Genomic DNA, 19,968 nt, shown 5'->3' on the forward strand with positions numbered 1-19,968 from the left:
TACAAACGAAGGCAGGGGCTCGCTGTCGGGTGAGGTGGGCGAGGTCACTTCTCCTTGGCGGGAGGCTCCTCGGCGGCCGGCTCGTCACCGTCCGACGCGGCGCCCTCGGACGCCTCGGTCCCGGACGCCTCGGTCGCCGGCGCTTCCGCCTCGGTCTCCGACGTCTCGGTCGCCGACGTCTCCGGCTCGGTCGCCTCGGTCTCCGACGTGTCCGCCTCGGTCGCCCCGATCTCCGCGGCCACCGCCGCCGAGGTCGCCGCCGACTCGGCCAGCGCCTCCTCGGACACCAGCTCCGCGGCCTCCTTGGCGGCGCTGAGCAGGACGACGTCCTGCGGGGCCTGGTCCTCGAAGTTCTCCGGGTGGTGGCAGGCCACCTGCTGGCCCGGCCGCAGCTCCTTCAGCGGCGGCTCGGTGGTCGTGCAGATCTGCGTCGCCTTCCAGCACCGGGTGTGGAAGCGGCAGCCGCTCGGCGGGGAGATCGGCGAGGGCACGTCGCCCTTGAGCAGGATGCGCTCGCTCTTGGCCGACTTGCGGGCCGGGTCCGGGATCGGGACGGCCGACATCAGCGCCTTGGTGTACGGGTGCATCGGCGACTTGTAGAGCAGGTCGCGGTCGGCCAGCTCCATGATCTTGCCGAGGTACATCACCGCGATGCGGTCCGAGACGTGCCGCACGACGGACAGGTCGTGCGCGATGATCACGTACGTCAGGCCCAGCTCGCTCTGGAGGTCGTCGAGCAGGTTGACGACCTGGGCCTGGATCGACACGTCGAGCGCGGAGACCGGCTCGTCGGCCACGACCAGCTTCGGGTTGAGCGCGAGCGCGCGGGCGATGCCGATGCGCTGGCGCTGGCCGCCGGAGAACTCGTGCGGGTAGCGGTTGTAGTGCTCGGGGTTGAGGCCGACCACCGACAGCAGCCGCTGCACCTCCTTCTTGACCCCGCCCTCGGGCTGGACGCCCTGGAGCTTGAAGGGGGCGCTGACGATCGTGCCGATGGTGTGGCGCGGGTTCAGCGAGGAGTACGGGTCCTGGAAGATCATCTGCACGTCGCGGCGCAGCGGACGCATGCCGCCGACCCCGAGGTGGGTGATGTCCTTGCCCTCGAACTCGACCTTGCCCGCGGTCGGCTCCAGCAGCCGGGTGATCAGCCGGCCCATGGTCGACTTGCCGCAGCCGGACTCGCCCACGACGCCCAGCGTCTCGCCGGCCTTGACCTCGAAGTCGATGCCGTCGACGGCGCGGACCGCGCCGACCTGGCGCTGCAGCAGCCCCTTCTTGATCGGGAAGTGCTTCTGCAGCCCGGTCACCTTCAGCAGGGTGTCGCCGGGGGCGGCGTCCTTGGTGAGGGTGGTGCCGCTGGTCTGTGCGGGGATGGTCACCGCTTTGTCCTCTGCCTGGTCGCTCACAGCTTCGGCGCAATCTCTTCGGTCCAGATACGCTCCCGCTGCTCCTGCGACATGTGGCAGGCGGCCCAGTGCTTGCTGCCGACCTCGGTCAGCTCGGGGCGGACCGTGCGGGTGACGTCGTCCTTGGGCACGTCGGCGTACGGGCAGCGCGGGTTGAAGGCGCAGCCGGACGGGAGGTTGATGAGGGAGGGCGGCGAGCCCTTGACCGGGATGAGGCGTTCCTGCTGCTCGCGGTCGAGCCGCGGCATCGAGCCGAGCAGGCCCCAGGTGTAGGGGTGCCGGGGCTCGTAGAACACCTTCTCCGCCGGACCGCGCTCCACGCACCGGCCGCCGTACATCACCAGGAGGTCGTCGGCCAGCTCGGCGACGACGCCCAGGTCGTGGGTGATGACGATGACCGCGGAGCCGAACTCCTTCTGAAGGTCCCGGATGAGGTCGAGGATCTGCGCCTGGACGGTGACGTCCAGGGCGGTGGTCGGCTCGTCCGCGATCAGCAGCTCGGGGTTGTTGACCAGCGACATCGCGATCATCGCGCGCTGGCGCATACCGCCGGAGAACTCGTGCGGGTAGCTGTCCACCCGCTTGTCCGGCTGCGGGATGCCGACCCGGTCGAGCATCTCCACGGCGCGGCGCTTGGCGGTCTTCTTGTCCACCGGGTGGTGGATGCGGTACGCCTCCACGATCTGCTGGCCGATCGTGTAGTACGGGTGCAGCGCGGACAGCGGGTCCTGGAAGATCATCGCCATCTCCCGGCCGCGCAGCTTGCGCACGTGGTCGGGGTCGGCGGACAGCAGCTCGGTGCCGTCCAGCCAGATCTCGCCGGATATCCGGGCCTTGCGCTTGCCGTACTGGCCGGCGGTGTGCAGGCCCATGATGCCGAGCGAGGTCACCGACTTGCCGGAGCCGGACTCGCCCACGATGCCGAGGGTCTTGCCCTTCTCCAGCTGGAAGGAGAGCCCGTCGACGGACTTGACCAGGCCGTCGTCGGTCGGGAAGTGGACCTTGAGGTCGCGTACTTCCAGGAAGGCGGTCGGCGCGGGCGAGGCGGCGGCGGGCTCGCCCACCGCTGCCCCGCTCTTGCTCAGTTCGGTCATGCGAGCCTCACTCGGGGGTCGATCACGGCGTACAGGACGTCCACCACGAGGTTGGCGATGAGCACCGCGAGAGAAGTGATCAGGGTAACGCCCAGGATGACGGGGAGGTCCTGGTTCTTGATCGCGTTGAGCACGGCCTGGCCGAGGCCGGGGAGGCTGAACGTGGTCTCCGTCAGGATCGCGCCGCCGATGAGGGCGCCCAGGTCCATGCCGAGCATGGTGAGGATGGGCGTCATCGTCGAGCGCATGGCGTGCTTGCGGATGACGACACTTTCCCTGAGCCCCTTGGCGCGGGCGGTGCGGATGTAGTCCTCGCCGAGGATCTCCATCATGGTCGCCCGGGTGATCCGGGCGTACATGGCCGCGTACAGGAAGGCCAGGGTGATCCAGGGCAGGATCATGCCGCCGAGCCAGCCGGAGAAGCTGTCCGAGAGCGGCACGTACTGGGCGTCGAGCCAGCCCAGTCCGTAGGAGAAGGCCGCGAGGCTCAGCAGGCCGGTGAAGTAGATGGGCAGCGAGACGCCGGCCAGGGCGACGATCATCGCGCCGCGGTCCCACAGGGTGCCCCGCTTGAGGGCGGAGAGCACACCGGCGGCCAGGCCGAAGATCAGCCACAGCACGGCGGCACCGAGCGCGAGACCCAGGGTCACCGGGAAGCGGTCGGTGAGCACCGGCCAGATGGCCTGCTCACTGCGGAAGGAGTAACCGAAGCAGGGGGCGGCGCACTCGGTGACGTCGCCGCCGCCCGAGTAGGTGCGGCCCACGAAGATGCCGCGGAAGAACTCCCAGACCTGGGCGTAGATCGGGTCGTTGAGACCCAGCTTCTCCCCCACGGCCTTGATCGAGGCGGGGTCGGCCTGCTTGCCCACGAAGCTCGCGGCGATGTCGACGCCTGCCCACTTGGGGATCAGGAAGAAGATGCTGAAGACCACCATGACGATGACCACGAGCATCACAGCGGCGGCGAACAACCGCCTCAAGAGGTAAGCGAGCACAGCTAACGGCCCGCCGCGGACCGCGGGCCACCGGAGGTCGTCCGATGGCCCGCGGTCACGCCGCGCCGGCCTTCACCTGCCTTTCGTGCCGTTCGGCGGGTGTACCGGTTACTTCGTGGACTTCAGACCGAGGTTGACGAAGTCGTACATGCCGCTGTAGCCGTCGGTGGTGTAGACGTTGGCGAGACGGCTGGAGCGGAAGTTCAGGAACTTCTCGAAGACGAAGGGCAGGTAGTAGCCGCCCTCCATCACCTTGTGGTTGATCTCGGTCGCGATCTTGGCCTTGCCGGCGTCGTCGAGCGTCTTGGCGTACGTGTCGAAGAGACCGTCGATCGCCTTGTCCTTGATGAGCGCGTAGTTGTTGTTGCCGCTCTCCAGGATGAACCGGCTGTCCCACAGCGGCTGGCCGTAGCCCTGCACCGACGGGAAGTCCGGGCCCCAGCCCATGATGATGATGCCGTAGTTCTTCTTCTTCACGTTCGCGGGGCTGCCGATGATGCCGGCGGTCTGCGAGCCGTCGTACTGGTCGATGTCGACGGTGATGCCGACCTTCTTCAGCGACGCCTGGAGCGACTCGGCGGTGGCCACCTCGACCGGCTTGTTGTTGCGGACCGCGATGGTGGTCTTGAAGCCCTCGGGCTTGCCGCAGGCCTTCAGCTCTTCCTTGGCCTTGGCGACGTTGCCGGTCTTGTTCTCACCGGCGATGCCGTACGGGTCGTACTTCTGGCCCTCGGCGCCCGGGACACCCGGGGGCAGCATGTTGGTGCCGATGTCACCGCCGGCGACCGGGCCGCCGCGCGCGGTCTGCAGCGAGACGTGGTCGGCGCCGTAGATCGCGGCCTTGCGGCAGTGCTCGTTGTCGAACGGCTTCACGTTCTGCGGGAAGACGGCGTAACGGACGTAGCCGGAGACCGGGTTGTCCAGGTTGTTCTTGTGCTCCTTGAGGGCGGTGGAGCGGCCCTGCGGGGAGAGGCTGGTCTGGGCGAGGTCCAGGTCGTAGTCGCCGGCGATCAGACGGGAGTCCAGGTCGTTGGCGTTGGAGAAGAACTTGACGGAGATCTTGTCCGGGTAGGCCTTGCGGACCGGGTCGGAGGCCTGCTTCCACTCGGTGTTGCGGACCAGGACGAGGTCCTTGCCCGGGCTGTACGACTGGAACTTGTACGGGCCCGAGGAGAACGGGTGCAGACCGTACTTGGACTTGGTGTCCTTGTCCTGGCGGACCGGGGAGGCCGAGGTGAGCGCGAGCATCTCCTCGAAGTCCGAGTTGGCCTTCGGCAGCTTGAAGACGATGGTCTTGTCGTCCGGCGTCTCGATCGCCTTCAGACCCAGCTTGTCCGCGGACTTGTCCTTGTACGGGCCCTGGTACGTGCCCTCGGGGTCGAGCACCTCCTTGAGGTACGTCGGACCGCCGGACAGCACGTCCTGCGCCCAGACGCGCTCGATGCCGTACTTGATGTCCTTGGAGGTGATCGGCTTGCCGTCCTCCCAGGTGACGCCGTCACGCAGGGTGTACGTGTAGGTCTTGCCGTCGTCCGAGACCTTGGCGGTGGCGGTGGCCAGGTCCGGCACCACGCCGGCGCCGGCCTTGCCCGGCTCCGTGGCGTTGGTGACGAGCTGACGGGAGTAGTAGCGCGAGAAGTTCCACATGAAGCCGTAGTAGCCGCGGGTGGTGTCCCACGAGTCGGCGTCCTGCGCGCTGGCGAACTTCAGCTCGCCGCCCTTCTTGGCCTGGTCGGCCTGGGCGACCTTGTTGTTGGCGGCGTCGAAGCCGGCAGCGCCATTCTTCGAGCCCCCGTTGCCGCCGTCGCCGTCGCCGCCGCACGCCGCCGTGGTCAGCAGCGCGGCCACCACCGCGGCAGCGGCCAAAACCTGCTTGCGCCGCCCTGAGGTGCGTTGGGTAGTCACGATCTCGGATCCTCCGGATTAGATGAGAGACCCCGTGCAGGTGCCACGGGTCGCTTTGCGGTACGGCAGTTCAGCGGGAGCCCTTCGGGTCCAGCGCGTCACGCACGCCGTCGCCGAAGAGATTGAAGGCGAGCACGGTGATGAAGATCGCTACACCCGGGATCACCATGTACATGGGGTCCGAGTCGTAGTAGTCGATCGCGCTCGAGAGCATCTGCCCCCACGAGGCCGTGGGGGGCTTGACGCCCACACCCAGGAAGCTGAGTGCCGCCTCGGTGAGGATGTTGGTGGGGATCATCATCGTCGTGTAGACGATGATCGGCGCGACCAGGTTGGGCAGCAGTTCCTTGAAGAGGATGTAGAACCGCCCGGCGCCCAGGGAGCGGGCGGCCTCGACGTACTCCCGTTCGCGCATCGACAGGGTCTGGCCGCGGACCACGCGGCCGATGTAGGGCCAGCCGAAGAAGCCGATGACCAGGATCATCACGAACAGGCGGACACCGGTGCCGGTGAGGCCCAGCATGTTGTTCGGCATGACCGAGACCAGGGCGATGATGAACAGCAGCTGCGGGAAGGCGAGCAGACCGTCCATGACCCGGCTGATGAGGGAGTCGACCCAGCCGCCGAAGAAGCCGGCCAGGACACCGAGGACGGTGCCGATGACCACGGCGACGATCGCGGACAGGAAGCCGACGAGCAGCGAGATGCGGGCGCCGTAAAGGATGCGGGCGAAGATGTCGCGGCCGTTGACGGGCTCGACGCCCAGCCAGTGGTCGCCGCTGATGCCGCCCAGGGAGCCGGTGGGGGTGCCGAACAGCGGGTCGATCAGGTCCTCGTGGTGCGCCTCGGGGTCCTGCCCGACGAGGTTGGCGATCACGGGGGCCAGCAGGGCGACCACGATGAGGAGGAGCACCACCGTGCCACCCGCGAGGGCCAGCTTGTCCCGTTTCAGCCGCTCCCAGGCGATACGCCCCAGGGAACGCCCCTGTACCGCCTTGGCCTCGGCGCCGGCAACCGCCGCTTCCTCGGCCGCACTCGGGGCCGCTTCCGCGGTCGGCTCGTGCAATGGTGCCGTCATCTGGCAGGGACCCCTCTCAACCGGCGGTAGCCGGCCCGCACTTGCCGCTGTAGCGGCGTGATCAGTCCGTCGTACACAGGAGCGAGCTTCCACCCCTTACTTGCGGGAGTCTTCAACGCTTTGGCGATCTGTAGCCAGACTTGACGGGGAATGGATGCGCAACCGTGATGCTGTTTGAGGTGTTCCGTTATCCGGACACTGGGTAACGGGGGCCGGACACGGGCGAGTTGGGACATCAGGGACAAGAGGGCGCTTTGCGTCGCCATCTACGCGCGAAGATCGCCTCTTCCGGCGGGGTCCGCGGGGTCCCCGGACCTCGCGGCCGTCAGTACCGGCTACCGGCCGGAGGGTATCCGTACCCGCCCGCCGGCGCCTGGGCGGGGGCGGGCGCGTGGGCCTCGCGGTCGTAGAACGGGCGCGCGTTGGCGCGCAGCCACAGGGCGACCGGGTCGTGGGCGTCGGTCATCGCCACCGTCGACACCGGCAGCCCGTCCGGCACCGCGCCGACGGACTGCTGCATCATCGCGCGCACCGCGTCGACGGCGGGCGGGGAGGTGTCGTACACGTCCAGGCCGATGGCCAGGTACGGCGCCCCCAGCGCCGGCTGCACCCAGGCGCGGCGCAGCGCGCGGACGGCCGGGGTGCGATGGGCGTTCTGCGCGAGCAGGGCGTAGAACTGGGGGATCTCGATGGCCGGTTCGGACAGCCGCAGGGGCCCGGCGGGCTGGCGGTCCAGGCCGGAGGCGATACGGCGCAGGTCGAGCCAGGGGATGCCGACCCCGCCGCCGGGGGCGTGCGGGTTGAGCCACAGGCCGTAGTGGTCCGGGTAGAGGGCGCGGGCGACCTCCAGGCCGTCGACCACTTCGTACGACCGGTTCCAGCCGCTGGCCGAGAGCTCCTGGGCGGAGGTCACGCAGGGGGCGTAGCCGTAGCCCTCGACCTCCATGTTCCCGTATTGGGCGTCCGGGGAGCCGGCCTGGCCGTGCCACAGCAGCATCCAGACCTGGCCGGAGGTGGGGTTGGCGAGGGCGCGCAGCAGGGCCTCGTAGGCGTCGTAGCGCCCGGGCGTCACCTGGCGCAGCATGTGCTCGACCTGTCCGGTCGTGGTGCCGCTGGCGCTCACGTGTATCGCCCCTTCGAGAAGTTCCCCCGGTGTTGGAACCAGCTTAAGGCTCCGCCGGGTGCGGAGGGCCTTCCAGCTCGGGGTGTGCTGCCGTCGTGCGGGTGCGGCGCCGCGGTGGCTGGTCGCGCCGTTCCCCGCGCCCCTTGGGTGCGTTTTCCTTGCCGGCGACTACAGGGTGCCGCCGTAGAACGGCCTGACCTTTTCCCGCATCCAGTCGCAGACCGGGTCCTGGGCTGCTTCCAGGAGGATCAGGTTGACCTGCCACTTCAGGGGGGACGCGGCGAGGGCGCGGCCGAGGGCGTCCAGGGGGAGGGTGCGGGCGTCGCCCTCCCAGTGGGTCAGTTCGACGCCGACGAACAGGACCGGGTCGGCGGTCTCCACGGCGGCCAGGCAGCGGCGCGCGCTGCGGACGACGCCGGTGGCGGCGAACTCGGCGGAGGCCGCGGCGAGGAAGTCCACCGGGTCGTCCTGCCAGTCCGGCTCGAAGAGGCGGACCCGGCCGCCGGAGGAGGGCCCGTCCAGCGGGGTGCGGCCGGCCCGGCACAGCTCGGCCACGGCGGGCGGCGGCAGCGGGATGCCGACCACGCCCTCCGGGTTCACCGCGATGCCGACCTGCGGGGGCAGGCCGCGGGCGAACTCCGCGGCGGGGGCGATGGTGTACGCCATGTGCGCCCCCGCGACCTGGCGCAGCTGCTCCTCCGAGCTGAACACCGGCACATACGCCTGGCCGTCGATCTCCAGCGAGGGCAGGTCGAGGGGGCCGCTGTGCGGGCCGCCGCCGTTGGGCAGGGGTATCCACAGGAAGCTGCGGCCGAGGACCTCCACGATCCGGCCGCCGGCCGACGGGATGCCGAGGGAGGCGGACAGCACCTCCTCCAGCTCGTTGCCTGGCCACCCGCCGTGCGGGTGGGGGTGCGCCTGTGCCGGGAAGTCCATCTGCCTACCTACCGCCTGCCTGGTACCGCCGTTCGTGGCTGAAAGGCTAACCCGTTCGATCCCGGGGCCCTACCCTGCGTCACCCCGTGAAGGCGATGCGGCGGAGGGTGTCGGCCGCCGCCCGGTCGAGGACCACCGCCGAGGCGCAGCCGGCGGGCAGGGTGCCGTCGGTCACCGCGCGCAGCAGGCGGGAGTTGGCCGTGCGGTGCCGCAGGAACGCGTACCGCGAGACGCCCCGGCCGCGCTCGCGCTGGCCGGCCAGGGCTTCGCCGGGAGCGACGTCGAGGAGCAGCAGGTGCAGGGTGCCGTCCCGGCGGCGGGCCTCGCGGGCCAGCCAGCCGCGCACCCAAGCCTGGGTGCCGCAGTCGTGCACGACGACGCCCTCGCCGGAGCGCAGCGCGCGGCGCAGCCCCGCGTAGTGGGCGAGGCGGACGAGCGGGCGGTAGAGCGCGTACGGCAGGAAGCGCGGCATGCGGCGCTCCCAGCGGTCGCGGGTGTCCTGGGAGTCGACGCGGCCGCCGCGCACGGTGCGCCGCATCAGCGTGGACTTGCCGCTGCCGGGCAGGCCGGTGATCACCACCAGGTCCCGGGGTCCGAAGAGCAGGGCGTGCGGGCTGCGGCCGTCGCGGTCCCTCAGGTCGCGGACGACGGGTGCGGTCAGTGGGGCACATGCCTCGGAGGCCGGAGCGGCGGGCTGCTCGGGCAGCGCGAGTCCGGAGGTCGTGGCGTACGCCGTGGTCCTGTTCACCGTGATCGTCCTCCCCTGGGGCGGTACACGAGTACCTCCCCGTCGAGTGTAAAGAGAAGGTAATGCGCGGGTCTCGCGTTTTCGTTCGCTTACTGCCACAAGCCGGTTACAGATCACGGTCTGCCACGGATGAGCCGGGCGTGCAATGATGGCGGCGCCAACTGCATACCGGCCGTTTGAATCCGCGCGGGAGAGTCCCCGGCCGCGCCGGGGCGCCGAAGGAGCAAGTCCCTCCCTTGAATCTCTCAGGCCCCGTTACCGCGCGGGCGAGGCACATCTGAAAAGCGGACCGCCCCCGACGGCGGTCCCACCCAAGGTGCAAGCCCTGATCGCCGTACTCCGGTGGCCGTGGCGAACCTCTCAGGTTCCGATGACAGATGGGGAGGACCGACCTCGCCCCGTCCTGTCCTGGGAGACGACCGACCGATGAGCAGTACCGAACCGCGCCGTACCGCGCTCGACGCCACGCATCGCGCGCTCGGCGCGACGATGACCGACTTCGCCGGCTGGGACATGCCCCTGCGCTACGGCTCCGAGCGCGAGGAGCATGTCGCGGTGCGCACCCGCGCCGGTCTCTTCGACCTCTCGCACATGGGTGAGATCACCGTCACCGGGCCGCAGGCGGCCGAGCTGCTGAACTACGCGCTGGTCGGCAACATCGGCAGCGTCAAGCCGGGCCGGGCCCGCTACACCATGATCTGCCGCGAGGACGGCGGCATCCTGGACGACCTGATCGTCTACCGGCTGGGAGAAGCCCGGTACATGGTGGTCGCCAACGCCTCCAACGCCCAGGTCGTGCTGGACGCGCTGACCGAGCGGGCGGCGGGCTTCGACGCCGAGGTGCGCGACGACCGCGACGCCTACGCGCTGCTGGCGGTGCAGGGCCCGAAGTCCCCGGGCATCCTCGCCTCGCTCACCGACGCCGACCTGGACGGACTGAAGTACTACGCCGGGCTGCCCGGCACGGTCGCCGGGGTCCCGGCGCTGATCGCGCGCACCGGCTACACCGGCGAGGACGGCTTCGAGCTGTTCGTGGAGCCGGAGCACGCCGTCGAGCTGTGGCAGGCGCTGACCGAGGCGGGCGAGGGCGCCGGGCTGGTCCCGTGCGGCCTGTCCTGCCGGGACACGCTCCGCCTGGAGGCGGGCATGCCGCTGTACGGCAACGAGCTGTCGACCGCGCTGACGCCGTTCGACGCCGGTCTGGGCCGGGTGGTGAAGTTCGAGAAGGAGGGCGACTTCGTCGGGCGCGCCGCGCTGACCGAGGCCGCCGAGCGCGCCGCCTCCGAGCCGCCCCGCGTCCTGGTCGGCCTGGTGGCCGAGGGCCGCCGGGTCCCGCGCGCCGGCTACCCGGTCGTCGCCGGCGGCGAGGTGATCGGCGAGGTCACCTCCGGCGCCCCGTCCCCGACGCTGGGCAAGCCGATCGCCATGGCGTACGTCGACCCCGCGCACGCGGCCCCGGGAACCGAGGGTGTCGGTGTGGACATCCGGGGCAGTCACGAGCCGTACCAGGTCGTGGCGCTGCCGTTCTACAAGCGTCAGAAGTAGCCACCGGGCGGCACCGGCCCCCTGTGTCCCGGGCGGCGTCGCCCCCGTGTGACGTACCGCCCCACCACCCCCTTCACCAGCCACTTCCTCGCGTACAGGAGAATTCAGGCCATGAGCAACCCCCAGCAGCTGCGCTACAGCAAGGAGCACGAGTGGCTGTCGGGCGCCGAGGACGGCGCCTCGACGGTCGGCATCACGGAGCACGCGGCCAACGCGCTCGGTGACGTCGTCTTCGTCCAGCTCCCCGAGGTCGGCGACTCGGTGACCGCGGGCGAGACCTGCGGCGAACTGGAGTCGACCAAGTCCGTCTCCGATCTGTACTCCCCCGTCTCCGGTGAGGTCACCGAGGTCAACGAGGACGTCGTCAACGACCCGTCGCTGGTGAACAGCGCCCCCTTCGAGGGCGGCTGGCTGTTCAAGGTGCGGATCACGGACGAGCCGGCCGACCTGCTCTCCGCCGACGAGTACACCGCCTTCACCGCCGGCTGAGGAGTCCCGACCGCATGTCGCTTCTGAACACACCCCTGCACGAACTGGACCCCGACGTCGCCGCCGCCGTCGACGCCGAGCTGGACCGCCAGCAGTCCACCCTCGAGATGATCGCCTCGGAGAACTTCGCCCCGGTCGCGGTCATGGAGGCCCAGGGCTCGGTCCTCACCAACAAGTACGCCGAGGGCTACCCCGGCCGCCGCTACTACGGCGGCTGCGAGCACGTCGACGTGGTCGAGCAGATCGCCATCGACCGGGTCAAGGCGCTCTTCGGCGCCGAGCACGCCAACGTGCAGCCGCACTCGGGCGCCCAGGCCAACGCGGCGGCGATGTTCGCGCTGCTCAAGCCCGGCGACACGATCATGGGTCTGAACCTCGCCCACGGCGGGCACCTGACCCACGGCATGAAGATCAACTTCTCCGGCAAGCTCTACAACGTCGTGCCCTACCACGTCGGCGACGACGGCCAGGTCGACATGGCCGAGGTGGAGCGCCTCGCCAAGGAGTCCAGGCCGAAGCTGATCGTGGCCGGCTGGTCGGCGTACCCTCGTCAGCTGGACTTCGCCGCCTTCCGCAAGGTCGCGGACGAGGTCGGCGCGTACCTGATGGTCGACATGGCGCACTTCGCCGGTCTGGTCGCGGCGGGCCTGCACCCGAACCCGGTCCCGCACGCGCACGTGGTCACCACCACCACGCACAAGACCCTGGGCGGCCCGCGCGGCGGTGTGATCCTCTCCACGGCCGAGCTGGCCAAGAAGATCAACTCTGCCGTCTTCCCCGGTCAGCAGGGTGGCCCGCTGGAGCACGTGGTGGCCGCCAAGGCCGTCGCCTTCAAGGTCGCCGCGAGCGAGGACTTCAAGGAGCGCCAGGGCCGTACGCTGGAGGGTGCCCGCATCCTGGCCGAGCGCCTGGTGCGGGACGACGCGAAGGCGGCGGGCGTCTCCGTCCTGACCGGCGGCACGGACGTCCACCTGGTCCTGGTGGACCTGCGTGACTCCGAGCTGGACGGGCAGCAGGCCGAGGACCGTCTCCACGAGGTCGGCATCACGGTCAACCGCAACGCCGTCCCGAACGACCCGCGTCCGCCGATGGTGACCTCCGGTCTGCGCATCGGTACGCCGGCCCTGGCGACCCGCGGCTTCACCGCCGAGGACTTCGCCGAGGTCGCGGACGTGATCGCCGAGGCGCTGAAGCCGTCCTACGACGCCCAGGCCCTCAAGGCCCGGGTGAAGGCCCTGGCCGACAAGCACCCGCTGTACCCGGGTCTGAACAAGTAGACACCACGCCCGAGGGTGGGGCGCCGCATCCGCCACAAGCGGCCGGGCGCCCCGCCCCTCGGCACCCCCTCCGCACCACCCCCGTTCTGAGGAGTCCCCGTGGCCATCTCGGTCTTCGACCTGTTCTCGATCGGCATCGGCCCGTCGAGCTCGCACACGGTCGGCCCGATGCGCGCGGCCCGCATGTTCGCCCGCCGCCTGCGCAACGAGGAGCTGCTGGACTCCGTCGCCTCGGTCCGCGCCGAGCTGTACGGCTCGCTCGGCGCCACCGGCCACGGCCACGGCACCCCCAAGGCGGTGCTGCTCGGCCTGGAGGGCGACTCACCGCGCACGGTCGACGTGGAGACCGCCGACGACCGCGTCGAGACGATCAAGACGTCCGGCCGCATCAGCCTCCTCGGCGACCACGAGATCGCCTTCTCCTACGACGACGACATGGTCCTGCACCGCCGCAAGGCCCTCCCCTACCACGCCAACGGCATGACGCTGTGGGCGTACGACGCCGAGGGCGCCGAGGTGCTGACCAAGACCTACTACTCGGTCGGCGGCGGCTTCGTCGTCGACGAGGACGCGGTGGGCGCGGACCGCATCGTCCTCGACGACACCGTCCTGAAGTACCCCTTCCGCACCGGCGACGAGCTGCTGCGCCTGGCCCGGGAGACGGGCCTGTCCATCTCCGCGCTGATGCTGGAGAACGAGCGGGCCTGGCGCGACGAGGACGAGATCCGCGAGGGCCTGCTGGAGATCTGGCGCGTGATGCGGGCGTGCGTGGAGCGCGGCATGACCCGCGAGGGCATCCTGCCGGGCGGCCTGAAGGTCCGCCGCCGCGCCGCGAACACCGCGCGCAAGCTGCGCTCCGAGGGCGACCCGCTGGCCCTGTCGATGGAGTGGATCACGCTCTACGCGATGGCCGTGAACGAGGAGAACGCGGCCGGCGGCCGGGTCGTCACCGCCCCGACCAACGGCGCGGCCGGCATCATCCCGGCGGTCCTGCACTACTACATGAACTTCGTGCCCGGCGCCGACGAGGAGGGCGTGGTCCGCTTCCTGCTCGCCGCGGGCGCCATCGGCATGCTCTTCAAGGAGAACGCCTCCATCTCCGGCGCCGAGGTCGGCTGCCAGGGCGAGGTCGGCTCCGCCTGCTCGATGGCGGCCGGTGCCCTCGCCGAGGTGCTCGGCGGCTCCCCGGAGCAGGTGGAGAACGCCGCCGAGATCGGCATGGAGCACAACCTCGGCCTCACCTGCGACCCGGTCGGCGGCCTGGTCCAGATCCCCTGCATCGAGCGCAACGGCATGGCCGCGGTCAAGGCGGTCACGGCGGCCCGGATGGCGATGCGCGGCGACGGCTCGCACAAGGTGTCCCTCGACAAGGTCATCAAGACCATGAAGGAGACCGGCGCCGACATGTCGGTCAAGTACAAGGAGACGGCGCGGGGCGGGCTCGCGGTGAACATCATCGAGTGCTGAGGAAACCGCGGGCGTCTCACATCGTGACATCCGCTTTCCGAAAAACAAGACGGCTGAGATCGTTGCAGGGCCCATGTTTCGCACGTGAAAGACCGAGCCATGCCCGCACCGGCCTCCGGCCCAGCAGCCCAGACACCCGTCAACCCCCGGTCGCGCGTCCTCATCGCGAGCCTCATGGGCACGACGATCGAGTTCTACGACTTCTACATCTACGCGACCGCCGCCGTCCTCGTCTTCCCGAAGCTCTTCTTCCCGAGCAGCGACCCCACCACGGCCCTGCTGTCGTCGTTCGCGGTCTTCGGCGCCGCGATGGTCGCCCGGCCGGTCGGCGCCGTCTTCTTCGGGCACCTCGGTGACCGGCTCGGCCGCAAGAAGACGCTGGTCGTCTCGCTGCTCACCATGGGCATCGCCACCTTCCTCATCGGCGCGCTGCCGACCTACGCGCAGGCCGGCTGGGTCGCCACCGCGCTGCTCGTGCTGATGCGGATCGCGCAGGGCTTCGCGCTCGGCGGCGAGTGGAGCGGGGCCGCGCTGGTCGCCACCGAGAACGCGCCCCGGGGCAAGCGCGCGCTGTACGGGACCTTCCCGCAGCTGGGCGCCCCGCTCGGCTTCATCATCGGCAACGGCCTGTTCCTGATCATCGGGGCGCTGCTGCCCTCCGGCTCCGGCGCCGACCCCACCCAGCCGTCCGAGGCGTTCGCGAGCTGGGGCTGGCGCATCCCGTTCCTGTTCTCCGCCGTGATGGTCGCGATCGGCCTGTGGGTGCGCTCGCGGCTCGTGGAGTCCACGGTGTTCGCCAGGACCCGGGAAGCGGGGCAGGTGCGGAAACTGCCGCTGGCCACGGTCGTCCAGGGCCACTGGCGGCAGCTGGTCCTCGGCACCTTCATCATGCTGGCGACGTACGTGCTCTTCTACCTGATGACCACGTTCTCGCTGAGCTACGGCCGCGCCGCGAAGGACGCCGACGTGCCGGGGCTCGGCTACAGCTACACCACGTTCGTCCTGATGATGATCTTCGGCGTGCTGTTCTTCGCCGTCTTCACCCTGGTCTCCGGTCCGCTCGCCGACCGGTACGGGCGCCGCACCACCCTGGTCTGGATCACCGCCGCGATCGTGGTCTTCGGTCTGGTCTGGGTGCCGCTGATCGGTCTGGGCACGCTCGGCGTGGTGCTGTGGCTGGTGCTCGGCTTCACGCTGATGGGCATGACGTTCGGCCCGATGGGCGCGCTGCTGCCGGAGCTGTTCCCGACGAGTGTGCGCTACACCGGCTCCGGCATCGCGTACAACGTCAGCTCGATCCTCGGCGCGGCCGTCGCCCCGTTCATAGCGGTGGCGCTGTGGGAGGCCGGCGACGGATCGCCGTGGCTGGTCGGCGTCTACCTCTCCGCGATGGCCGTGCTGACGCTGACCGCCCTGCTGCTCGGCAAGGAGACCAAGGACGTCTCCCTGGACGAGGGCGAGCCCGACGCCGCCGAGGAGAGCCCCCGGGCGGCCGCGGTCGTCTCCTGAGCCCGGTGCTCCGCCCGGCGCCGTTCACGACCGGCGTTCACCACCGCCGTACGCCGGGCGCTCCCCCGCCCGGCGTACGGTCACCGGTGGCTCAGATGCCGCAGGTCGGGGCCGACCAGTACGGCGACGGGTCGAAGGCCACGTGGGTGTGGTCGTTGTGGCCGGGGTAGCCCGGGCCGAGGATCTCCGAGAAGCCGTGGGTCCTGGACTGCTGGGCGAGCCGGCAGAAGCTGGGCGAGCCGGTGAGGTCGGCGGCGTCGCCGTAGAGGTGGCGGCTGGTGGACGAGCCGCCCACCGCGCTGTTGCAGGCGCGGGAGCGGAAGCCGCTGGAGATCGTGATCGGCACGTCGCCGAGGGCGTGCCGCATCGCCTCCAGCTTCCACATGGTCTTCAGCGCGTTCGCCTTGGCGGTGGCGGCGGAGACCGCGCCGCCCGACCAGTCCGCGTTGCACTTGTTCAGCTCCGCGTAGGAGAAGTGCACGGGCGTGCAGTCCGCGTCCTGGAGGGCGTAGATCTTGCTGAAGGTCGCGGAGCCCGCGACGCCGTCCGCGGCCAGTCCGTAGGCGGCCTGGAACTTCTTGACGGCGGCGGCGGTCCGGGCGCCGTACTGGCCGTCGTAGGAGAGCCGTTCGCCGGAGGTGACCCAGCCGGCGACGCGGATCTGGAGCTGCGTCACGTCGCTGCCGGAGGAGCCCTCGGAGAGCGTGCGGTTCCAGGTGTAGCAGGAGTCGGCGTGCGCGGCGCCGGCGGTGGCGCCCACCCCGGCCACCACTCCAGCCATGAGCATGACAAAAGAGAGAAGGAGACGTGACACGCGTCTGAACATCCCGGCCTCCCGACCGTCGAGTCGTCCGTGAACCGGAGCCCAGCGTGGGGCACCGCGCTACGCGCGTCAATGGCGCCCGGGCGAAGCGAAGTCGACGTTTCCGCTTCCGGTGGGGATCGGCCGTGCCATCGTGGGGAATAACCAACTCCCGTCCCCCCACCGCCCCTCAGGGAGGCCCCATGCTGCGCGGCATCGACGTCAGCGCGTACCAGTCCTCCAGCTACGCCACCGACGGTCTCTCCTTCGTCTTCGTGAAGGCGACGGAGGGCCGTTCGTACGTCAACCCCAGGCTCTCGGCCCAGACGAAGCGGGCCCGCGACGCCGGACTCGTCGTCGGCTTCTACCACTTCCTGTGGCCGGGCAACCTCACCGCCCAGGCCGAGTACTTCGTCTCCAAGGCCCCGGACCGCAAGGGCGACATCCTCGCCGTCGACTGGGAGACGAACGGCGAGGGCACCCATCCGAGCAACGCGGAGAAGGACAGCTTCATCCGCAAGCTGAAGGCACTGCGGCCGGACAACAGGGTCGTCCTCTACTGCAACCGGCACTTCTGGCTGAACGTCGACACCACCTCGTACGCCGGTGACGGCCTCTGGATCGCCGACTACGTCTCGGCGGGCAAGCCGCGCATCCAGGCCAAGTGGCGCTTCCACCAGTACACGGACGACCCGGTCGACACCAACGTGGCGGACTTCGCGAGCAGGGCCGCGCTGAAGGAGTGGGCCCAGAGCGCCTGAGGGCGGGGTCAGCCCCGGAAGGCCGCGGGCCGCTCCGGGGACGCCTGGGCCAGCGCCTCGGTGACGCCGTCGACGCCCTCGCGCAGGCCGTAGACCGGGGTGTCCGGCTGCTGGCGCCAGGAGTCGTCGATGCCGCCGGCGTCGACGGTGTCGAAGCCCAGCTCGTCGATCAGGGCGCGCACCTTCGCCTTGGCCGCCTCGTCGTCGCCGGCCACCGGGAGGGCCATGCGGTCGGCCGCGCCGGCCGGACGGGGGCGGTCGAGGATGTCCTGGGCGTAGGTGCCGTTGAAGGCCTTGACCACCGGGTGGCCGAGGTGGCGTTCGGTCCAGCGGCTCTCGGTGAGGCCCTCGTCCTCGATGCCCGCGATCCGGCCGTCCCGCTGCTGCGGGTAGTAGTTGCCGGTGTCGATGACCGCGACGCCGTCGGCCGCCCCGTCCAGGACGCCGGACGGCAGGTCCGGGACCCGCTTCAGCGGGACCGTCACGACGACGATCTCGGCGCCGCGCGCCGCCTCCTCCACCGGTACCGGGGTGGCGCCGGTCTCCTCGGCCAGCGCGGTGAGCGTGTGCGGCCCGCGCGAGTTGGCGACGGAGACGTCGTGTCCGAGGGCGGTGAGCCGACGGGTGAGGTTGCCGCCGATGTTGCCCGCGCCGATGATGCCGATCTTCATGATGCTGACTCGCCTGGCCCTTCGGAGGTCGTGTCGCGCGCGGCCCCGCGGCTCGCGCCCGTGACCAGCTCCAACCTCCGGCCGGGGTGGGCTATTCCGGGAAAGGGGCGCCCGTCCGGGTGACCGGTGGGCGCCCCTTTCGCGGGGGTGTCGCTCACTTGTTCAGGTGGGCCCAGAACTCGTCGAACGACAGCTGCTTGTCGCCGTCGAGGTCGCGGCCGGCGATGATCGCCTCGGCCACCGACTCGGTGACGTTCCAGTCGCCGCCCTGGGCGAGCGCGGTCTTGAACTCGGCGGCGGTGATGAGGCCGTCACCGTCCGTGTCGATCCGCTCGAACTGCTTGCGTGCTTCCTCGATGTCGGCCACCGGTCCGCCCCTCGTTCCGTGCATTGGGTCCATCTGACGCAGGTCAGATTAACCGGCCGCCCGGGCGCCCAGTGCGGCGACCACCCACCTGAACTGCTCCTCGTGGGCGGACGGCGGCTCCAGGCCGTTCACGATCGCCGACAGTTCCCGGTAGCGGGCGAGCCGGACGTTGGACACCGCGGTGAGGCGTTCGCGTACGACGGCCGGGTCGGCGTCGCCGATCAGCGCGCGCACGATGTCGGCGGCCCGCGGCGAGTTCGGTGCGACGCCCTCGCGCAGCGCGTCGCCCGCGAGCCGCACCAGGCGGCTCATGAACCACAGCGAGGAGCCCGCGGGGACGTCCGGCCCCCGGTCCGCCGCGTTGAACTCGATCATCCGGCGCATCGTCGCCCGGAACTCCGGGTCCTGGATCAGCTCGGCCAGCTCCACCCAGGCGTCCACCTGCTCCGAGGTGGGGTCGTCGGGCAGGTCGGCGGCGGCGAAGCGCAGGCGGGTGCGGATGTCGGGGTCCGCGGTGTCGATGCCCGCGAAGACCTCCGCCATGAAGTCCTCGATGATCCGCCGCCGTTCGGCGGTGGACAGCCGTGCCAGCTTGTTCATCAGCGTCGTCTCCTCAGCGGTCGAGCCGCGTCGCGCCACGGTGGACAGCACCGCGCGGGTCACCCTCAGCGAGCTGATCTGCGCGTCCAGCGCGCTCACGTGCGCCGCCGCGACCTGCGCGACCGTGGTCTCGCCGGCCAGGACGCGGCGTACGGCGTCCAGGCCGAGGCCCAGTTCGCGCAGGGTGCGGATCAGCTCCAGGCGGGCGACGGACTCGGCGTCGTAGAGCCGGTAGCCGCCCGCGGAGCGGGTGACCGGGGGCAGGGCGCCCTCGTCGGACCAGTAGCGGATGGTGCGCACCGTGAGTCCGGTGGTCCGCGCCAGTGCGCCGATGGTCATCAGGCCGGTGCCGTCGTCGGTCATGTCCCGGAGTCTGCGCCTTCCAGCGGGTGGAGACTCAAGGGGCACGCTGTGACGGAGGGCCCGGCACCGGGGCCGGGGCTGACGAGCCGGTGCGGGCGCGGGGGCCGGCGGGGAACGCCCGCGGTGGGCGGGCGTTCTGGGCGGCGGGTTGCCGGGCGGGGCCGGTCAGTGCCAGGGCTGGTAGTGCGGGTTGCTCTCGCACTCGCTCATGATCTCGGTCTTGGTCTGCCGGTCGACCGGGCAGACGCCGATGATGTACTTCCGCTGGATGCCGCCGGGGAAGGCGACCTCGACCTGGTCGGCCCACTTGTGGGTGTCGCCGATGGTCTTGTTGACGTCGATGCCGCCGGGGGCGTCGATGTAGTAGTTGTAGCCGGACTTGTACCAGGTCTTGTAGAGGTCGTGGTCGTAGCTCGTCGAGACGTACGGCGAGGGCTGGTTGACCAGGACGTACTTCTCGACGTCGTACTGCCCGTTCTGGACGTCCTTGGCGTGGAAGCCCTCTTCGAAGACGACCTGCGGGCCGCGGCTGTCGCTGCGGTAGAGGGTGCCGCAGGTGGTGCGCCAGACCGGCTCGGGGGTGATGCGGTCGAGGTCGACACCGCGGTCGGCGGCGGCCTTGGTCTTGTCGTCGAACTGGGGGCAGGCCGGGGCGGCCTTGGCGGGGGCGGCCGACGGGGCCGGGGCGGCCGCGGGGGCGGTGGCGGCGGTGGCGGCGAGGACCGCGGAGAGCGACAGGACGGCGGCGGCGGTCCGCCGGCGCAGGCGAGTGGTGATCATGCCGATACGATCCCGGCTCCGGAAGGGCGCGTTCCGGATTCTCACCCGTAGG

The 19,968-nt window shown here is 70.5% G+C and carries 18 protein-coding genes, 1 pseudogene and 1 riboswitch; of the genes and pseudogenes, 6 read left to right on the forward strand and 13 right to left on the reverse strand.

Features of this window, described 5'->3' with window-relative positions:
- Positions 1-44: 44 nt before the first annotated feature.
- The 8 genes from ACIRGB_RS30420 to ACIRGB_RS30455 all read right to left on the reverse strand — a co-directional run bounded on the left by ACIRGB_RS30420 (position 45) and on the right by ACIRGB_RS30455 (position 9,285).
- Entirely contained in the window at positions 45-1,379 is a 1,335-nt protein-coding gene (locus tag ACIRGB_RS30420) for a dipeptide ABC transporter ATP-binding protein (protein WP_403871788.1), read from the reverse strand.
- A 23-nt stretch (positions 1,380-1,402) separates the two neighbouring features.
- Positions 1,403-2,500, reverse strand: a complete 1,098-nt coding sequence (locus ACIRGB_RS30425) for an ABC transporter ATP-binding protein (RefSeq protein ID WP_059302277.1) — start codon at positions 2,498-2,500, stop codon at positions 1,403-1,405.
- Positions 2,497-3,495, reverse strand: coding sequence for an ABC transporter permease (locus ACIRGB_RS30430; protein ID WP_052838482.1), 999 nt, complete (start codon positions 3,493-3,495; stop codon positions 2,497-2,499). Before ACIRGB_RS30430 ends, ACIRGB_RS30425 begins: the two co-directional genes overlap by 4 nt.
- Before the next feature lie 108 nt (positions 3,496-3,603).
- Positions 3,604-5,400: an ABC transporter substrate-binding protein gene (locus ACIRGB_RS30435; protein ID WP_403871791.1), complete on the reverse strand. Its 1,797-nt coding sequence runs from the start codon at positions 5,398-5,400 to the stop codon at positions 3,604-3,606.
- Positions 5,401-5,470: 70 nt separating this feature from the next.
- A complete protein-coding gene (locus ACIRGB_RS30440) occupies positions 5,471-6,478 on the reverse strand; it encodes an ABC transporter permease (RefSeq protein ID WP_059302274.1) in 1,008 nt (335 codons plus the stop codon).
- Between the two features lie 325 nt (positions 6,479-6,803).
- Entirely contained in the window at positions 6,804-7,601 is a 798-nt protein-coding gene (locus ACIRGB_RS30445) for an enhanced serine sensitivity protein SseB C-terminal domain-containing protein (RefSeq protein ID WP_403871793.1), read from the reverse strand.
- A 168-nt stretch (positions 7,602-7,769) separates the two neighbouring features.
- Positions 7,770-8,537: an enhanced serine sensitivity protein SseB gene (locus tag ACIRGB_RS30450; protein WP_403871795.1), complete on the reverse strand. Its 768-nt coding sequence runs from the start codon at positions 8,535-8,537 to the stop codon at positions 7,770-7,772.
- Positions 8,538-8,616: 79 nt separating this feature from the next.
- The gene (locus ACIRGB_RS30455; protein WP_403871797.1) at positions 8,617-9,285 is read right to left on the reverse strand and encodes an AAA family ATPase; all 669 of its coding nucleotides are present in this window, start codon (positions 9,283-9,285) and stop codon (positions 8,617-8,619) included.
- Positions 9,286-9,462: 177 nt separating this feature from the next.
- Positions 9,463-9,556, forward strand: a riboswitch (glycine riboswitch).
- Positions 9,557-9,711: 155 nt separating this feature from the next.
- Here ACIRGB_RS30455 and gcvT point away from each other — a divergent pair.
- The 5 genes from gcvT to ACIRGB_RS30480 all read left to right on the forward strand — a co-directional run bounded on the left by gcvT (position 9,712) and on the right by ACIRGB_RS30480 (position 15,572).
- Positions 9,712-10,830 carry a glycine cleavage system aminomethyltransferase GcvT gene (gene gcvT, locus ACIRGB_RS30460; RefSeq protein ID WP_403871798.1) on the forward strand — a complete coding sequence of 373 codons (1,119 nt, stop codon included), beginning with the start codon at positions 9,712-9,714 and terminating at the stop codon, positions 10,828-10,830.
- Between the two features lie 111 nt (positions 10,831-10,941).
- Entirely contained in the window at positions 10,942-11,319 is a 378-nt protein-coding gene (gene gcvH, locus ACIRGB_RS30465) for a glycine cleavage system protein GcvH (protein ID WP_104633323.1), read from the forward strand.
- 14 nt (positions 11,320-11,333) lie between these two features.
- A complete protein-coding gene (glyA, locus tag ACIRGB_RS30470) occupies positions 11,334-12,596 on the forward strand; it encodes a serine hydroxymethyltransferase (RefSeq protein ID WP_403871800.1) in 1,263 nt (420 codons plus the stop codon).
- A 99-nt stretch (positions 12,597-12,695) separates the two neighbouring features.
- Complete coding sequence (locus ACIRGB_RS30475; RefSeq protein WP_403871802.1) at positions 12,696-14,063, forward strand: L-serine ammonia-lyase; 1,368 nt, start codon at positions 12,696-12,698, stop codon at positions 14,061-14,063.
- A 99-nt stretch (positions 14,064-14,162) separates the two neighbouring features.
- Complete coding sequence (locus tag ACIRGB_RS30480) at positions 14,163-15,572, forward strand: MFS transporter (RefSeq protein WP_403871853.1); 1,410 nt, start codon at positions 14,163-14,165, stop codon at positions 15,570-15,572.
- Positions 15,573-15,663: 91 nt separating this feature from the next.
- Here the strand turns inward: ACIRGB_RS30480 and ACIRGB_RS30485 are convergent, their stop codons facing one another.
- Entirely contained in the window at positions 15,664-16,398 is a 735-nt protein-coding gene (locus ACIRGB_RS30485; protein WP_403871804.1) for a D-Ala-D-Ala carboxypeptidase family metallohydrolase, read from the reverse strand.
- Positions 16,399-16,577: 179 nt separating this feature from the next.
- Here ACIRGB_RS30485 and ACIRGB_RS30490 point away from each other — a divergent pair, with 179 nt between their 5' ends.
- Positions 16,578-17,135: a glycoside hydrolase family 25 protein gene (locus ACIRGB_RS30490; RefSeq protein WP_403871805.1), complete on the forward strand. Its 558-nt coding sequence runs from the start codon at positions 16,578-16,580 to the stop codon at positions 17,133-17,135.
- An 8-nt stretch (positions 17,136-17,143) separates the two neighbouring features.
- On the opposite strand, the pseudogene ACIRGB_RS30495 reads toward ACIRGB_RS30490, so the two are convergent.
- From ACIRGB_RS30495 to ACIRGB_RS30510, 4 genes and pseudogenes are all read right to left on the reverse strand, one after another.
- Positions 17,144-17,830: pseudogene (locus tag ACIRGB_RS30495) on the reverse strand (NADPH-dependent F420 reductase); the annotation flags it as partial.
- Between the two features lie 130 nt (positions 17,831-17,960).
- Positions 17,961-18,173 (reverse strand): EF-hand domain-containing protein, encoded by a 213-nt coding sequence (locus ACIRGB_RS30500; RefSeq protein WP_003973534.1) that lies wholly within the window; start codon positions 18,171-18,173, stop codon positions 17,961-17,963.
- 48 nt (positions 18,174-18,221) lie between these two features.
- Complete coding sequence (locus ACIRGB_RS30505; RefSeq protein WP_403871807.1) at positions 18,222-19,136, reverse strand: MerR family transcriptional regulator; 915 nt, start codon at positions 19,134-19,136, stop codon at positions 18,222-18,224.
- Positions 19,137-19,301: 165 nt separating this feature from the next.
- Positions 19,302-19,916, reverse strand: coding sequence for an ADP-ribosyltransferase (locus tag ACIRGB_RS30510; RefSeq protein ID WP_403871809.1), 615 nt, complete (start codon positions 19,914-19,916; stop codon positions 19,302-19,304).
- Between the last annotated feature and the right edge of the window lie 52 nt (positions 19,917-19,968).

Origin of the sequence: Streptomyces sp. NPDC102490, assembly GCF_044765285.1 — a bacterium.
Lineage (GTDB): Bacteria > Actinomycetota > Actinomycetes > Streptomycetales > Streptomycetaceae > Streptomyces.

What these genes read in the sequence shown, in the direction of transcription:
- ACIRGB_RS30485 (WP_403871804.1), bottom strand. Translation starts at nt 16,398, where the DNA reads ATGTTCAGACGCGTGTCACGTCTCCTTCTCTCTTTTGTCATGCTCATG.
- ACIRGB_RS30440 (WP_059302274.1), bottom strand. Translation starts at nt 6,478, where the DNA reads ATGACGGCACCATTGCACGAGCCGACCGCGGAAGCGGCCCCGAGTGCG.
- ACIRGB_RS30510 (WP_403871809.1), bottom strand. Translation starts at nt 19,916, where the DNA reads ATGATCACCACTCGCCTGCGCCGGCGGACCGCCGCCGCCGTCCTGTCG.
- ACIRGB_RS30505 (WP_403871807.1), bottom strand. Translation starts at nt 19,136, where the DNA reads ATGACCGACGACGGCACCGGCCTGATGACCATCGGCGCACTGGCGCGG.
- ACIRGB_RS30425 (WP_059302277.1), bottom strand. Translation starts at nt 2,500, where the DNA reads ATGACCGAACTGAGCAAGAGCGGGGCAGCGGTGGGCGAGCCCGCCGCC.
- gcvT (WP_403871798.1), top strand. Translation starts at nt 9,712, where the DNA reads ATGAGCAGTACCGAACCGCGCCGTACCGCGCTCGACGCCACGCATCGC.
- gcvH (WP_104633323.1), top strand. Translation starts at nt 10,942, where the DNA reads ATGAGCAACCCCCAGCAGCTGCGCTACAGCAAGGAGCACGAGTGGCTG.
- glyA (WP_403871800.1), top strand. Translation starts at nt 11,334, where the DNA reads ATGTCGCTTCTGAACACACCCCTGCACGAACTGGACCCCGACGTCGCC.
- ACIRGB_RS30450 (WP_403871795.1), bottom strand. Translation starts at nt 8,537, where the DNA reads ATGGACTTCCCGGCACAGGCGCACCCCCACCCGCACGGCGGGTGGCCA.
- ACIRGB_RS30480 (WP_403871853.1), top strand. Translation starts at nt 14,163, where the DNA reads ATGCCCGCACCGGCCTCCGGCCCAGCAGCCCAGACACCCGTCAACCCC.
- ACIRGB_RS30490 (WP_403871805.1), top strand. Translation starts at nt 16,578, where the DNA reads ATGCTGCGCGGCATCGACGTCAGCGCGTACCAGTCCTCCAGCTACGCC.